Origin of the sequence: Parasphingopyxis lamellibrachiae (assembly GCF_003385775.1) — a bacterium.
Taxonomy (GTDB): domain Bacteria; phylum Pseudomonadota; class Alphaproteobacteria; order Sphingomonadales; family Sphingomonadaceae; genus Parasphingopyxis; species Parasphingopyxis lamellibrachiae.
In genome coordinates this window covers 2,695,607-2,709,033 of record NZ_QRDP01000004.1, presented here as the reverse complement: position 1 = coordinate 2,709,033, position 13,427 = coordinate 2,695,607, and the positions used below count along the sequence as shown (strand labels likewise).

The window sequence follows — 13,427 nt, the reverse complement described above, 5'->3', positions numbered from 1 at the left end:
CCTTTTGCCCGCTTCATCAGTTGCGACGCTCCAGAACCGCGAAGCCTATACGGCCGAAGACCTTCACCAGCTCATTTTGCAATCCCTTGAGGACGATCAGGCACAGGATGTGACCTCGATCCCGCTTGCCGGAAAATCGTCGATTGGCGACTATATGGTCATCGCCAGCGGCCGCTCGACGCGCCATGTTGCCGCGATTGCCGAGAAGCTGGCCGAAGCAATGAAATCCGCATTCGGTATACCGACACGAATCGAGGGCCTGCCCACGGCCGACTGGGTACTGCTCGATGCCGGCGATGTGATCGTTCATCTGTTCCGCCCTGAAGTCCGTAGCTTCTACAATCTGGAGCGCATGTGGGGCTTTGGCGAGCAGGAAGAAAGCGAAGAAACCCCTGTCGAGGACGATAGCTGAGCCTTTCGCTCCACATTGTCGCCCGCGGGAAGATCGGCCGCGGACCGGAGGCCCAGCTTGTCGACCGCTATGTCCAGCGTATCGGATGGCCCGTCCGCCTGACGGAACTGCCGGAGAACGGAGGCAAAGTCCCTCCCCTGTCTGCAGCAAGCAGGATCGTGACGCTGGATGAAACCGGAAAACAGCTGGGATCGGTCCAGTTTGCGCGGCAGATTGGTGACTGGCAGGATCAGGGCATTCGCGAAATTCGCTTCCTGATAGGCGCCGCCGACGGCCTGACAGCAGAAGAACGAGCCAGCGCGGACCTGTCCATCGCCTTCGGCAAGGCAACCTGGCCGCACCTGATGGCACGGGCAATGCTCGCGGAACAGCTTTGGAGGGCAAGCTCGATCCTTGCCAATCACCCCTATCATCGCGAAGGATAGCCGGATGATAGTGCGCCTTCTCGCCCTGATCGCTTTGTTCTCGGCAGTTCTGGCCCCGTTTGCGCTCGCCCAGCCCGGAGATCGCGGCAGTGAAGCCGAAGCGCTGGAAGAAGCGCTGCGCCAGCGCACCATCGCCCAGCAACGGGCGAGCCAGTTCGAACGGCAAGCCGAAAATGCCCAGAGCCGTGCGGAACGCGCCGCTGCCGATGAAGCCGCCGCCGCGGCTCAGGTGCAGGCCGCCGAGGCAGATCTCACTGCTGCGCAAAGCCGCATTCGCCTGATCGAAGAGTTACGCGCCGGACAGCGGGCGCGCCTCGCCGAGCGGCAAGGAACGATCATCGGGTTGACCGCTGCGCTGCAAACCATGGCGCGCCGCCCCCCGGCACTGGCGCTGGTTCACCAGGGCAGCATCAGTGACCTTGTCCATATCCGATCCCTCTTTTCGACAACGCTGCCGATAGTCCGCGAGCGCACGGCGAGCCTCCGGGCGGAGGTTGTGCGCGGCTCCAACCTACGCCTCCAGGCCGACCGGGCGGTCGCGTTGCTCGGACAACAACAGGAAAATCTTGAGGCACGCCGGGTCCAACTCGCCGCACTCGAACGGGGTTCGCGGCAACAGGCCGAGCAGCTGGAGCGCTCGGCAATGTTCGAGGGTGATCGCGTCATGGCGCTGGGCGAGGATGCCCGCGATATTCGCACGCTCATGTCCGAACTCGACCGGCAGGCGGAGATTCGCGAGGATCTGATCACGCTTCCCGGGCCAAGATTGCGCCCAGCCCAGCCGGGAGAGGCCAGCGCGCCGACGCAACGAACGGCCCGCAACGCCAGCAACCGGCGGCCGCCCTATCGCCTTCCGGTGATGGGCGAAGTGGTGGAGGGCCTTGGCGAAGTGTCCGAGGCGGGCATCCGGTCCCGCGGCCTGACAATCGCCACCCAGCCGGGCGCACAGGTGATTGCGCCAACCGCTGGTCGGGTCAGCTATGCTGGCGATTTTCGCGGCTTCGGCCAGATTGTGATTATCGACCATAGCGGCGGCTGGACGACGCTGATCACCGATCTTGCTTCGGTCAGCGTACAGGTGGGCCAGCTTGTGCAGCAAGGCGCGCCGATCGGAAGAACCGGCGGCGACCGGCCGACCGTCACCGTTGAACTGCGCCGCGGCGGCGAGCCGGTCGATATTTCCTCTCTCGTAAGCCGCGGTTAAGGCAGATCAGCATAAGCTTTGCCGAAGACCCGAAAACCGCTATCATGCGGGCACCAGTTTAGAGAGTTAAAGCCATGGCAAGACCTATTATCAGTGCGATTGGTGCCGTCAGCACCCTGGCGCTAATCCCGGCCTTTACCGCCTCTCTCGCGGCCGTCGATGTCGACACCTATCGCGAGCTCGACCAGTTCATGGATGTTTTCGAGCGTGTTCGCGCCGAATATGTCGATGAAATCAGCGATGAAGACCTGATGCGCGGCGCCATCGGCGGGATGCTCTCGAGCCTCGATCCGCACAGCTCTTTTCTCGACGAAACGGGCTTTGAACGCCTGACGACGCAGAGCCAGGGCGAATATGGCGGCCTCGGGCTGACCGTGACGCTGGAAGACGGCGCGGTAAAAGTCATCGCACCGTTCGAAGACACGCCCGCCGACCGGGCCGGAATCCAGGCTGGCGACTATATCACCCATCTCGACGGCGAATTGATTTTCGGCGGTACGCTGGACGAAGCGGTCGAAGAAATGCGCGGCGCGCCGGGCACATCCATCGACCTGACCGTTGTGCGCCCGGGCGCCGACGAACCGCTCGAATTCACCCTGACCCGCGAAGTCATCGAACTCCATGCTGTTGAGTGGGAAGTGCAGGACCGGGTCGGCATCATCAATATCAACACGTTCAACCGCAACACCGGTGAGGAAGTGCAGGCCGCGATTGCAGCCATCAACCAGTCGCTTGGCGCACCGCCAACCGGCTATGTGATCGATCTCAGGTCCAATCCGGGCGGCCTGCTCGATCAGGCGATCGCGGTTTCCGACGTATTCCTCGAACGCGGTGAGATCGTATCCCAGCGCGGACGCCGGGCCGACGATATCGATCGCTATTATGCGCGTTCGGGAGACGACACCAACGGCCTTCCGATCGTTGTGCTCGTCGATGCTGGCACCGCCTCGGCCTCCGAGATCGTCGCCGGTGCGTTGCAGGACCATCGCCGCGGCCTGATCATCGGCGAACGGACATTCGGTAAGGGATCGGTCCAGACGATCCTGCCGCTTTCGGAAACCACCGCCCTGCGCCTGACCACCGCGCGCTATTACACACCTGCCGGCAATTCGGTGCAGGAAGGCGGGATCGAACCCGATCTCGATGTGCCACAGCTTACTAACCCGAACTGGCGGGATGCGCCGCGCTTTCGTGAAGCCGATCTCAGACGCCATCTGGTCAACGAGACGGCAGTGCAGGATGACGTGATCGAAGAAGATGTTCGGGACGATCCGCGTTTCTCGGCCACCACCGAGGAATTGGCGGAACAGGGCATCACGGATTTCCAGATGCATTATGCTGTGGAAACGATTGCACGCCTTTCACGGGAACGCCGCGCGGTTGCCGCCGCGCCGACGGCCAACCGCACACGCAACCGGTAGATAGGATAATCTGGTAATGGGTTCCATTGGCCTTGCCCGGACGCTTGCACTGGTGGTGCCGGTCGCCCTGCTCGCAGGCGCTCTCGGTTCGCAGTATCTGGGCGGCCTTTACCCATGCGAAATGTGCCATTGGCAGCGATGGCCGCATTACGCCGCTGTGCCGCTCGCATTGCTCTCTATTGTCCTGCGCGACAAAGGCATGGGAACGGTTTTTCTGTGGCTTGCGGCAGTGGCGATTTTCGCAAGCGGAGCGATCGGCGTCTTCCATGCCGGGGTCGAATATGGCTGGTGGGAAGGCTTGACCAGCTGTTCAACCTCCCCCGGCGGAGGTGGCGATTTCCTTGCCGATATCATGGCGACGCCGGTTATCTCCTGCGATCAGCCGCAATGGACATTATTCGGTATTTCGCTGGCCGGATTTAACGCGATAATTTCGATCGGCGCTGCTATGGTGATCGCATGGCTGACACGCAAAACGACGCGCTGACCCTACCCGGCGATTCCCGGCCCGATGTCGAATCGATGATTCGCGTCGATCAGGCCGGCGAATATGGCGCGACCCGCATTTATGCCGGACAACTCGCCATCCTGGGCGATCGCGATCCCGTAGCGCGCTCAATCGCGCGGATGGCAGAGCAAGAACGCCGCCATTGCGATCGGTTCGACGCGCTGACCATTGAACGCGGCGTCCGCCCGACCCTGCTACAGCCTTTATGGGATCGCGCCGGCTTTGCGCTTGGCGCGGCCTCCGCGCTGTTGGGGCCCAAAGCGGCCATGGCCTGCACCGCCGCCATCGAAACCGAAATCGATCTCCATTATAGCGAGCAGCTTGAGGAACTTGGCGATTCCGATCCCGAACTCAGCTCCATGATCGCCGAATTCCAGGCCGAAGAGGTCGAACATCGGGAGACCGCAATTGCCGAAGGCGCGGAACAGGCTCCCGGCTACCCCTTCCTGTCCGGCGCTATCCGCCTGGGATGCCGTATAGCCATTGCGGCCGCCAAGCGTATATGACGGTTTTGGCCAGTTCAGCATCGGGCAATATTGGTTAAGCCATCTTGCGAAGACCCAGCCAAAGGCTGTAGCGTTGAGGCTGCAATAGGAGAAGATAATGACGCGTTTGCTTGCCGCCACGGCACTTGTTGGGGCTCTGGCCGTTATTCCCTCCGCGCCGGCCGCAGCGCAGAATAATGTCCGGATGCAAATTGTCTATGGCGACGAGGAATGCACGACAAGCAATGGCGAGATCATCGTCGTTTGCGTTCGTCGTGACGAAAGCGAACGCTATCGCATCCCCCCCGAATTGCGCGACACGCGGGATCTTGCCGCCAATGAGAGCTGGCTATCCCGCTCACAAAGCGTTGAATATGTCGGCAGGGGCGGCACGATGAGCTGCTCGCCCGTCGGCCCCGGCGGCTTCACTGGCTGCACCCAGGAATTGCTACGTTCGGCCCGCGCGGAACGCGGTGCCCTGCTCGAATTCTAGCAGGCCACGGCCGGCGCGAAACGTTTAGCCGTCCAGCTCCGACAGTTGCGCCGCGATCCAGCGGTCGATCTGTCCTTCCAGCACATCCAGCGGAACCGATCCCTGCCCGATCACTGCATCGTGGAAATGCCGAACGTCGAAATTCTCGCCCAGCGCCGCTTCGGCCCGCGCCCGCAATGCGCGAATCCTGAGTTCGCCCATCTTGTAACCGAGAGCCTGGCCGGGCCAGCTGATATAGCGATTGACCTCCGCCTCGATATTCGCGTCGGTCAGCGCCGTATTCTCGCTCATAAAGGCGATCGCCTGCTCCTTGGACCAGCCGAGCGCATGAATGCCAGTATCGACGACCAGCCGGCAGGCGCGCCACATCTCATAGCTTAGCCGGCCCATATTCTCGGCAGGCGTATCGTAGAGCCCTATCTCGATGCCGATACGCTCCGAATACAGCCCCCAGCCTTCGGTAAAGGCGGTAAAGAAGGCGAGATTCTGGCGCAGCGGATGCATCTCGATTTCCTGCTGCAAGGCGATCTGGTTGTGATGCCCCGGCACGCCCTCATGCGCGGTGAGCGCAGGAATTTCCCATAAGGGCCGCTGGTCTAGCAGCGATGTGTTCACGTAATATGTGCCCGCAATGCCGCTCTCCGGCGAGCCGGGGCTGTAATAGGCCGTCGTCGTGCCTTCAGCGATTTCATCCGGAATCGCGCGGATGCCGTAGGGCAGCCTGGGCAGGGTTGCGAACATGGTCGGCATCAACCCGTCAATCTCCTTGGCCTGCAAGGCAACGGCGGCCATCAGCTCTTCCGGCGTCTCGGCATAATATTGCGGATCGGTGCGCAGATGCTCGATATAGGCTTCGCGGGTCTCGAACCCCGCTTCCGCCGTAACCGCTTCCATCTCGGCGCGGATCCGGGCGACTTCGGACAGGCCGATATCGTGGATTTCCTGCGCGGTAAGATCGGTGGTCGTCATCTGCCGGACGCGGAATGCGTAATAGTCGGCACCGCCCTCTTGCGCCGAAATGCCGACTTCTTCGCGGCAGGCCGGCCGATAGACGTTCAGATACCATTCCAGATGCTCGGTATATTCCGGCGCCAGGATGTTCGTGATGATGTCGTGCGCGCGCGCCGCATACCCGGCAAAGGCTTCCTCGCTCACGCCAGACGGACGCGGGCGCGTAAACGGTGCGTAGAAGCGCGACGCCAGGGGGTCGTCGCCGATCACGCCGGAGATCGACCGTTCGTAACCGTCCAGAACGGCACAGGGCAGTGTATAACCCTGCTCGACTGCCTGGGTGCTGATCGCGATCGCCTCGTCATTGATCGTCGGATACAGGCTGAGGCGGGTGAGATAGCTCTCGAAATCGGACGGCGTCTGGAACGACAGGGCATTTGCCAGCCCGGCGAAACTCTGGTGCCAGCCGCTATAGGTGGTGAACAGCATCACGCGCTGGCCAAAGCCATTGCCCTCGATCGTTTCGCTCAACAGGCGATCCAATATGCCGAAATTGGTTTGCCCATCGGCCGAGAGTTGATTCTGCGGGATCGCGCGCAGCCGGTCACGATAAGCCTGAGCCTCCGCAGCGCGACGATCCTGGGCGGCGAGGCTGATATCGAAGACCTGGTCGTCATAGTCATGGACACCGACCCGGGTCGCCATGACCGGGCTGTCGCGCAAGGCCGAAGCCCAGACTTCGTCCATCAACATTTCCAGATCGTCATCCGGCGCCGCCCAGGCGGGCATGGCGGTTCCCAGAGCCAGAGCCAATATCAATGCACGCATTTTGCCGTCTCCCCTATCCGTTATCGCCATGGGTTAAGGCGCGCCGCGCCTATTGGCCAGTATCGGCTCGACGAACGGGCCTACGCAATCTGCGAGCTTCTCCAGCCTCACCTCACCGGACAGTGATTCTTGAACCGCGGTGCAACCAAAAGCGCCTTCATGCTTTAATATGGTAAAAGGAAAGGAAAATCATGAGCGGCAATATCTACAAGGTCACCGAGGTCGTCGGCACGTCCGAAACCAGCATCGAGGACGCAATCAGCGGCGCGATCGAACGAACGGCAAAAACGGTTCGCGATATCGGCTGGTTCGAAGTCATCGACACGCGCGGCCATGTCGTCGACGGGAAAGTGGCGCATTATCAGGTGACGCTCCGAATCGGGTTCCAGCTCCACGACTGAATCCGCCTAATCGAGAAGCATCCGTTCACCGAGCAGGTTCCGGGCAGTATCTTCTTCCAGATCCAGGATTCTGAGCGGCGACGCGAGTGAGGCACCGGCCGTGCCGATCGCCAGGGTTGCCAGACCAAATCCCTGCTGTGTCAGGCCGCGCACGAGCGTCGCCGACTGCGCTTTGGCAAGAGGAAGGATCGTCACCCGCGGTCGCCAGAATCCTCGCCGAACAAATAGGACATCCTTCCAGAAACAATAGCCATGCGCGTGATACTGCAGCAGCGGTGCAATAAGCAGGAATGGTGCCGCCGCCAGCAGCAGGGGCCAGCCGTTCCAGAAGAATGCCGCGATCAAAACCGCAATGCCCAGTGCAAGCCCGTCTTGGGTCCAGCTCCGCCAGATCAGTTTCGGCGAAACGCGAACGAAATCCCGGGCGGGCGGCGGGAGCGGCATGCTCAGCTCATCCAAAACGGGGACGAGTTCATCAGACGTCGCGAGCGGCGAAACCTCGTGATGGGTGCCTGCATTGCCGTCGCTCCCCAGACTCTGAACCGCGAGGCCGCTCCAGCCGAACAGTCGTTTGATTATACCTGTCGAGACAATTCCCGCCTGCACGCGGCGCAGCGGAATAACGACATCGGTGCGGGTAAACAGACCCCGCTCCCTGCGCAGTCCCGTTTCTGTCCGTGTCAGCCTGAATCCAAAATCCCGGGCAATGGTCCGCATCAGCCCGGTCACGATACCGACCAGCAGCAAGAGCATTGCGAACGACAGGATGGACAGGGCGGAAATCAGGCCCACTGCCTCTTTGCGATAGGCGCCGACCCAGCGGCTCGGATCGAGATATTCGGCAGGCAGGTAGCTTCCCAGATATTGCCAGACGCCGCCCAGGATCGCGAGAAAGACAAGCGAGAAATTAAACAGTCCAGCAACGACCAGCCGCCTGAAATCCATCGCATAAAGCGGTGGCAGCGCCTCCCCCTTCCCTTCGTCGACAGTGTATTCCCGCTCCGCATTGCCGGCGCGATAGGCTCGAATCCGGTCGCGCAGACGATCCGCCTCCGCGCGGCTGACGCAATCCAGTTCACCCTCGTCGCCGCCCGAACTGCCGGTTTCGATCCGCACGATGGAAACGCCGAAGAGGCGCGCCAGCAGTTTCTGCTCCAGGCTGACATCCTGAATGCGGTCGAAAGGGATAGTCCGCCGGTTGCGGTTCACGATTCCGCTCTCGATCACCAGCTGTTCCGGGCCGACCCAATAGGTAAAGCGCCGCCAATAGACAAAGGCGAAGAGCATCGAGGCAGCCAGACCGGCGCCCGCCAGAAACAGGGCAACGACAATACCCGTATCGCCGATGAAATAGGCCGCCGCAGGAAGGCCCAGAACCAGCTCGGGTAGCCTTTCAAGCGCCCGGATCGCCAGGGTTGCTGGATGCAGTCGCGCCCAGTTTTCTGGCTCTTCGCTCACGCCAGGTCCTGGCCTATATGCGCACGGATAGCATCACGCATCCGGTTGGCGTCGGCAATCGCCAGGCCCGGCAAGTCGACTGTGCTGTTATAGCTTCCGGCCGTGTGCAGGGTCAGCGTGGCCACACCGAATGCGCGTTCGATCGGTCCGCGTGAGACATCGATATGCTGCACCCTGTCATAGGGCACGACGGTTTCCCTGCGCACCAGCAAGCCGGACGCAATACGGATGGCGCGTTCCCCGGTGCGGTATCCCCAGCGGCGATACCGCCTTCCCGGCAGCAGCAGAACGGAGAATAAGTATAACGCTATCCCTAGGCCGATGCCCCAGCCTAGGGAAAAGCCCAGTTCCCGGTTCAGGATGACATCGCCGATGGCCAACATCGCCAGCGGCACCAGCCCGGCAAGCAGCGCCCTGATACGCAGCACATGTTTCTGTCGCGGATCCAGCGCCGCAAGCCTGTCTGCTTCTCCCTGCGCGCTGTCTCGATTCTCGGCCATGGTTTTCCCTCGTTATCCGATCCTGACGCATTCCAACTAATAATTATTCTCAACTGAAACAATCGCCCCTGCCGCCCGTTGGTAAAGCAAAGCAAAGAAGGAGACAGCCACAATGGCAGTTGAGAACATTTTCGCCCGGCTCAAGGAAGATCATGACAAACATCGCACCATGCTCGACCTGATCGACAAGACCCATGGCGACAGCGAGGGCCGGCGCGAATTGTTCGGCCGCTTCAAGACCGAAGTCACCGCGCACGCCGCCGCCGAAGAGGAAACGCTTTATGCAACGATGTTGGCCGATCCGGACCTGCGCGACAAATCGCAGCATTCGGTCGCCGAGCATAAGGAGCTTGAAGATTACCTCGAAGAATTGGAAGAGATGGACTATTCCTCGACGGGCTGGCTCACGCGCTTCCGCACGATGAAGGATCGTTACCTTCATCATATAGAAGAAGAAGAGAATGAGATGTTCATCGCGGCGGCCAAGGGCCTGAACGAAAAGACCGAGAAGGAACTGGCGACCAAGTTCGAGAAACGCAAACCGGAAGAACTCGAACGAGCGGCGGACTGACGCCAATCCACTAATCACTTGCCGCGCACCGCCAGCGCTCTAGTCTACCCCAAAAATTTGGGGGAATGACAAGCTATGAGCGTGGGCGAAGCGAATGAAGCTGTAGCGGCGATGGAGGAGCCGATCGAGGATCGGTCTTTCCTGGGCCATCCCAAGGGCCTTGGCTATCTCGCCTTTACCGAAGCCTGGGAGCGCTTCTCATTCTACGGAATGCAGGCGCTCCTCGTGCTTTACATGGTCAATTATCTGCTGCTCGACGGGCGCGAAGAGGGCGTTCTGTTGTTCGAGCCGTTCAGCCGGCTTTATGGCGGCATTGAGGGCCAGGCGCTCGCTTCGGCGGTCTTCGGGACCTATGCGGCCAGCGTTTACCTCACCCCAATTATCGGCGGCTGGCTGGCCGACCGCATTCTCGGCAAAAGGCGCACAGTCCTGCTGGGCGCTGTCACGATGGCGTTCGGCCATTTCCTGATGGCATTCGAAGTGAGCTTTCTGTTTGCCTTGCTTTGCCTCATCCTCGGTTCGGGCATGTTCAAGGGCAATATCGCGAGCCAGGTCGGTGCCCTCTACAAGCCGGACGATCTCAGACGCGCCGACGCCTTCCAGATTTTCTATCTCGGCATCAATGCCGGGGTGATCGCCTCACCGTTCATCGTTGGTACGCTGGGCGAGAAAGTCGGTTGGCACTGGGGCTTCGGCGCAGCGGGCATCGGTATGCTGATCGGTTTGGCTATTTATGTCGCCGGGCAGAAATATCTGCCCAAAGAGCATTTCGAACCGCAGGGTGCGGGGGAAAAGACGGAAAAGCCGCCCAAGCTGGCGCGGAAGGACTGGCCGGCTCTAATCGCCTTGCTGATGCTCATTCCGGTACTCGCGATCGCAATCGTCCCCAACAACCAGATCTTCAACGCGTATCTGGTTTGGGGCGACCAGCAATTCGATCTCAATTTTTTCGGCACGCGATTGCCGACAACGTGGCTGATCACGCTTGATGCGATCGTTTCGGTCAGCTTCCTCGCCCTGGTCGCCCTATTCTACCGCTGGTACGGCAAGCATTGGCAGGAGCCGGACGAGATCACCAAGATCATCATCGGCTCGCTCTTTTCCATCGGCGGGATGCTGTGCCTGTTCATGGCGGCATCAACACAGGGGGAAGGCGAGAAGATCGGCCTGTTCTGGCCCGTCACCTTCCATGTCGTGAACTCGATCGGCTTTGCGCACATGCTACCTGTCAGCCTGGCGCTGTTCGCGAAACTCGCACCCAAGGCCGTGAACGCTACGGTTATCGGGCTGTATTATATGGCCTTCTTCGTCGGCAATTCGATGGTCGGCTGGATTGGCGGCTGGTACGAGGCGATGCCGACCACGACATTCTGGCTGATGCACGCTGGCTTCGCCGTCGTATCGGGCGTCTGCTTCATCCTGTTCAAGCTTATCGCTGGCCGGATATTGGCCAGCGATGGCAGCGATGCAGAGGCGACGGCCACCTAGCTAGAAGCGCAGTTCGACACCGCCAAGGATTGTCTGCGGCTTGCCGGGGCGCAGGCCCGCGGGGCGCCGCGCCACGGCATATTCTTCGTCGAACAGATTGTCGATGCGCGCAAACAGGCCGATCTGGTCGTTGACGGCGAACCGCGCGGCCAGATCGAAAACCCAGCGGCTCGGTACGCGCTCAAGCGTCGGGATCGTTCCCTGCCCGGCTTCCGTCCGTACCGAACTGACATAATTACCGCCGAAGGTCAGCGCCATACGGTCGCTCTCGATGCCGGCTGAAAGGTAAAGCTGGTGCTCGGGAATATAGGGCAGCGCATCTCCGGCAACCACATTGCCGAAAAAGTTTGAATCGAAGGTCTGCTGAAATTCCGCTTCGGTGTAAGTATATACCGCGCGGACCGGGATGCTGAAGGTTGCGTTGATCGGGAAAGCCCCGCCGACGACGGCCTCGAGGCCAAGCACATCGACTTCGCCGCCATTGAACTGGTCCCCGATATCGCCGGCGGTGCAGCCGGTCGCATTGGTGCAATCGCCGAGCAGGTTCGAATAGTCGTTGAAGAAACCGATGGCCGAGGCTTCCCAGTTGCCCCGTGCGAAACGAATGCCCGCTTCATAGTTCCAGCTCTTTTCAGGATCGGCAGCCGAACCCGGGCCGGGCGGCGAGAAACCGCGGCTGAAGCTCGCAAGCAGCAACAGGCCTTCGTCAAGTTCATAGGTTGCACCGAGCGCGGGGAGCACAGCCTCGACAAAATTCCGGCGGACCCGCGTGGGCCCGGCCGAGCGCGACGGATCGGCCGTGGAGTAATCGATACGTGTCAGCTGCACGCCTTCATAGCGCAGACCCGGCGTTACGGTAAGCGGCCCTGCCTGGATGACGTTCTGGATATAGAAGGCAAAGGCGTTGGCCTGTGCCTGCCGGTTGGCGTTGCTGCCGAGCGGGTCGACCGACGTACGGACTAGCTGCCCGTTCAACATCTGGAAGCGCTCGTAATTCTGGAGCCGGTCTTCCTCATCCTCGTGATAGCGCGCGGATACGGTCAGCACATTTTCCACGGACCCGATTTCCCAGGGCAGCGTCATCGCGGTCTGGAGACCGAAACTGTAATATTCGCGGCTATTGTTGCGCAGCCGCAGGGCATCCGGCGCCGTGTCGACCTCACCGCGCAGGACAGCAAGACCAAGGTTACTCGATGCGGTGCCCGGATTGCTGAAGAAACTGTTCGGGCTGACGAAACCGTTGCCATCGCCAATGTCGAGATTTTCTAGCTTGAACCAGTTGCGGGAGAATTCGTTGTAATAGGCCACAGTTTCGAACTGGGCACGCCCTGCCTCGATCGTGTGGGTCAACTGATACTGATAATGGTCGGACGCAAAATTGTCGGCCGCGCTCGCCGCATAACGGCGAAACGGATCGGTTGCGAAATCCGCATCCGACAGGCCGAGATAGGTTTCGCTGGCCTCGCGATTGGTATGGCCGAACTTGAATTCGAGGCTCATCGGCGTGGCCGCACCGGCCGGCGTTTGCCAACGAAGCCGGGCGAGATAATCCTCTACCTCGAATCCGGTGTCGCCGCCGCCATCAAGCTCTTTGAAGCCGTCGCTGCCCGACTGATAGGTCTCGACAAGCGCGGAAAACTGGCCGGCCGTGCCACCAGCCCAGCCATGCACGACATAATTGCCATCCTCGCCGATCTGACCGGAAAGATAGCCGGCATAGGGCGCGTCGGGAATCTGCGTCGAGCGCAGGTTGATCGCGCCGCTGATCGTGCGAGGGCCATAGCGAACCGCCTGGGCACCCTTCACGACCTCGATAGATTGCATCCGCCCGATCTGCGGGAAATAATAGGCTGCGGGCGCCGCATAGGGCGCGGGCGCGATCAGCACGCCATCTTCCATCAGGGTGATGTTCGAGGAACGCTCCACCGAGCTGCCGCGCAAACCGATATTGGGGAACAGGCCTGCCCCATCCTCTTCCTGCAGGTTAACGCCGGGAACCTGGCGCAGAATCCGGTTGGCATCGCCGTAGCGAAATGATGCCAGTGCATCCTGATCGAGCACGGTTACCGAGCCCGGCACGGCGAACGGATCGAAACGATTGCCGATCACGAGAATGGACTGAATCGACGACGGGTCGGCATCCGCAGCTGTCGTGGCGGCAGCGGCCGCAGCAGCGGTAGTCGCCACGGCGCCCGAACTGTCTTGCGAAACTTCCGCCTGGGCCGGATTTGCCAACATGGCCGCTACCGCAAGAAAAGACGTCGACACCGTGATACGCACAC

General features: G+C 61.0%; 14 protein-coding genes. 10 read left to right on the top strand and 4 right to left on the bottom strand.

All coding sequences use genetic code 11. From position 1 onward, the window contains the following. The first annotated feature begins 4 nt into the window (after positions 1-4). The 7 genes from rsfS (at position 5) to DFR46_RS13555 (ending at position 4,948) form a co-directional block, all read left to right on the top strand. The gene (gene rsfS, locus DFR46_RS13585) at positions 5-412 is read left to right on the top strand and encodes a ribosome silencing factor (RefSeq protein WP_116236929.1); all 408 of its coding nucleotides are present in this window, start codon (positions 5-7) and stop codon (positions 410-412) included. After that, on the top strand, positions 409-837 hold the full coding sequence (locus DFR46_RS13580; protein WP_116236928.1) for a 23S rRNA (pseudouridine(1915)-N(3))-methyltransferase RlmH: 429 nt from the start codon (positions 409-411) through the stop codon (positions 835-837). The genes rsfS and DFR46_RS13580 overlap by 4 nt, the downstream gene beginning before the upstream one ends. A 4-nt stretch (positions 838-841) precedes the next feature. After that, a complete protein-coding gene (locus DFR46_RS13575; RefSeq protein WP_116236927.1) occupies positions 842-2,041 on the top strand; it encodes a murein hydrolase activator EnvC family protein in 1,200 nt (399 codons plus the stop codon). A gap of 74 nt (positions 2,042-2,115) precedes the next feature. After that, the gene (locus tag DFR46_RS13570; RefSeq protein WP_116236926.1) at positions 2,116-3,462 is read left to right on the top strand and encodes a S41 family peptidase; all 1,347 of its coding nucleotides are present in this window, start codon (positions 2,116-2,118) and stop codon (positions 3,460-3,462) included. A gap of 16 nt (positions 3,463-3,478) precedes the next feature. After that, the gene (locus tag DFR46_RS13565; protein WP_116236925.1) at positions 3,479-3,949 is read left to right on the top strand and encodes a disulfide bond formation protein B; all 471 of its coding nucleotides are present in this window, start codon (positions 3,479-3,481) and stop codon (positions 3,947-3,949) included. Continuing rightward, on the top strand, positions 3,922-4,476 hold the full coding sequence (locus DFR46_RS13560; RefSeq protein WP_116236924.1) for a demethoxyubiquinone hydroxylase family protein: 555 nt from the start codon (positions 3,922-3,924) through the stop codon (positions 4,474-4,476). Before DFR46_RS13565 ends, DFR46_RS13560 begins: the two co-directional genes overlap by 28 nt. A 97-nt stretch (positions 4,477-4,573) precedes the next feature. After that, positions 4,574-4,948, top strand: a complete 375-nt coding sequence (locus DFR46_RS13555) for a hypothetical protein (protein WP_116236923.1) — start codon at positions 4,574-4,576, stop codon at positions 4,946-4,948. A gap of 24 nt (positions 4,949-4,972) precedes the next feature. Here DFR46_RS13555 and DFR46_RS13550 read toward each other — a convergent pair whose 3' ends face one another. Beyond that, a complete protein-coding gene (locus DFR46_RS13550) occupies positions 4,973-6,727 on the bottom strand; it encodes a DUF885 domain-containing protein (protein ID WP_116236922.1) in 1,755 nt (584 codons plus the stop codon). Positions 6,728-6,918: 191 nt separating this feature from the next. Here DFR46_RS13550 and DFR46_RS13545 point away from each other — a divergent pair, with 191 nt between their 5' ends. Further along, complete coding sequence (locus DFR46_RS13545; RefSeq protein WP_116236921.1) at positions 6,919-7,128, top strand: dodecin; 210 nt, start codon at positions 6,919-6,921, stop codon at positions 7,126-7,128. 6 nt (positions 7,129-7,134) lie between these two features. On the opposite strand, the gene DFR46_RS13540 is transcribed toward DFR46_RS13545, so the two are convergent. Together DFR46_RS13540 and DFR46_RS13535 are read right to left on the bottom strand one after the other, a co-directional pair. Further along, a complete protein-coding gene (locus DFR46_RS13540; RefSeq protein ID WP_116236920.1) occupies positions 7,135-8,586 on the bottom strand; it encodes a PH domain-containing protein in 1,452 nt (483 codons plus the stop codon). After that, complete coding sequence (locus tag DFR46_RS13535; protein WP_116236919.1) at positions 8,583-9,086, bottom strand: PH domain-containing protein; 504 nt, start codon at positions 9,084-9,086, stop codon at positions 8,583-8,585. The genes DFR46_RS13540 and DFR46_RS13535 overlap by 4 nt, the downstream gene beginning before the upstream one ends. 112 nt (positions 9,087-9,198) lie before the next feature. Between DFR46_RS13535 and DFR46_RS13530 the strand changes: the two genes are divergently transcribed. Together DFR46_RS13530 and DFR46_RS13525 are read left to right on the top strand one after the other, a co-directional pair. Next, the gene (locus DFR46_RS13530; protein WP_116236918.1) at positions 9,199-9,657 is read left to right on the top strand and encodes a hemerythrin domain-containing protein; all 459 of its coding nucleotides are present in this window, start codon (positions 9,199-9,201) and stop codon (positions 9,655-9,657) included. A gap of 75 nt (positions 9,658-9,732) precedes the next feature. After that, on the top strand, positions 9,733-11,145 hold the full coding sequence (locus DFR46_RS13525; RefSeq protein WP_116236917.1) for a peptide MFS transporter: 1,413 nt from the start codon (positions 9,733-9,735) through the stop codon (positions 11,143-11,145). Here DFR46_RS13525 and DFR46_RS13520 read toward each other — a convergent pair whose 3' ends face one another. Next, positions 11,146-13,425 carry a TonB-dependent receptor family protein gene (locus DFR46_RS13520; protein WP_116236916.1) on the bottom strand — a complete coding sequence of 760 codons (2,280 nt, stop codon included), beginning with the start codon at positions 13,423-13,425 and terminating at the stop codon, positions 11,146-11,148. Positions 13,426-13,427: the final 2 nt, after the last annotated feature.

What these genes read in the sequence shown, in the direction of transcription:
- DFR46_RS13575 (WP_116236927.1), top strand. Translation starts at nt 842, where the DNA reads ATGATAGTGCGCCTTCTCGCCCTGATCGCTTTGTTCTCGGCAGTTCTG.
- DFR46_RS13570 (WP_116236926.1), top strand. Translation starts at nt 2,116, where the DNA reads ATGGCAAGACCTATTATCAGTGCGATTGGTGCCGTCAGCACCCTGGCG.
- DFR46_RS13565 (WP_116236925.1), top strand. Translation starts at nt 3,479, where the DNA reads ATGGGTTCCATTGGCCTTGCCCGGACGCTTGCACTGGTGGTGCCGGTC.
- DFR46_RS13560 (WP_116236924.1), top strand. Translation starts at nt 3,922, where the DNA reads ATGGCTGACACGCAAAACGACGCGCTGACCCTACCCGGCGATTCCCGG.
- DFR46_RS13555 (WP_116236923.1), top strand. Translation starts at nt 4,574, where the DNA reads ATGACGCGTTTGCTTGCCGCCACGGCACTTGTTGGGGCTCTGGCCGTT.
- DFR46_RS13550 (WP_116236922.1), bottom strand. Translation starts at nt 6,727, where the DNA reads ATGCGTGCATTGATATTGGCTCTGGCTCTGGGAACCGCCATGCCCGCC.
- DFR46_RS13545 (WP_116236921.1), top strand. Translation starts at nt 6,919, where the DNA reads ATGAGCGGCAATATCTACAAGGTCACCGAGGTCGTCGGCACGTCCGAA.
- DFR46_RS13535 (WP_116236919.1), bottom strand. Translation starts at nt 9,086, where the DNA reads ATGGCCGAGAATCGAGACAGCGCGCAGGGAGAAGCAGACAGGCTTGCG.
- DFR46_RS13530 (WP_116236918.1), top strand. Translation starts at nt 9,199, where the DNA reads ATGGCAGTTGAGAACATTTTCGCCCGGCTCAAGGAAGATCATGACAAA.
- DFR46_RS13525 (WP_116236917.1), top strand. Translation starts at nt 9,733, where the DNA reads ATGAGCGTGGGCGAAGCGAATGAAGCTGTAGCGGCGATGGAGGAGCCG.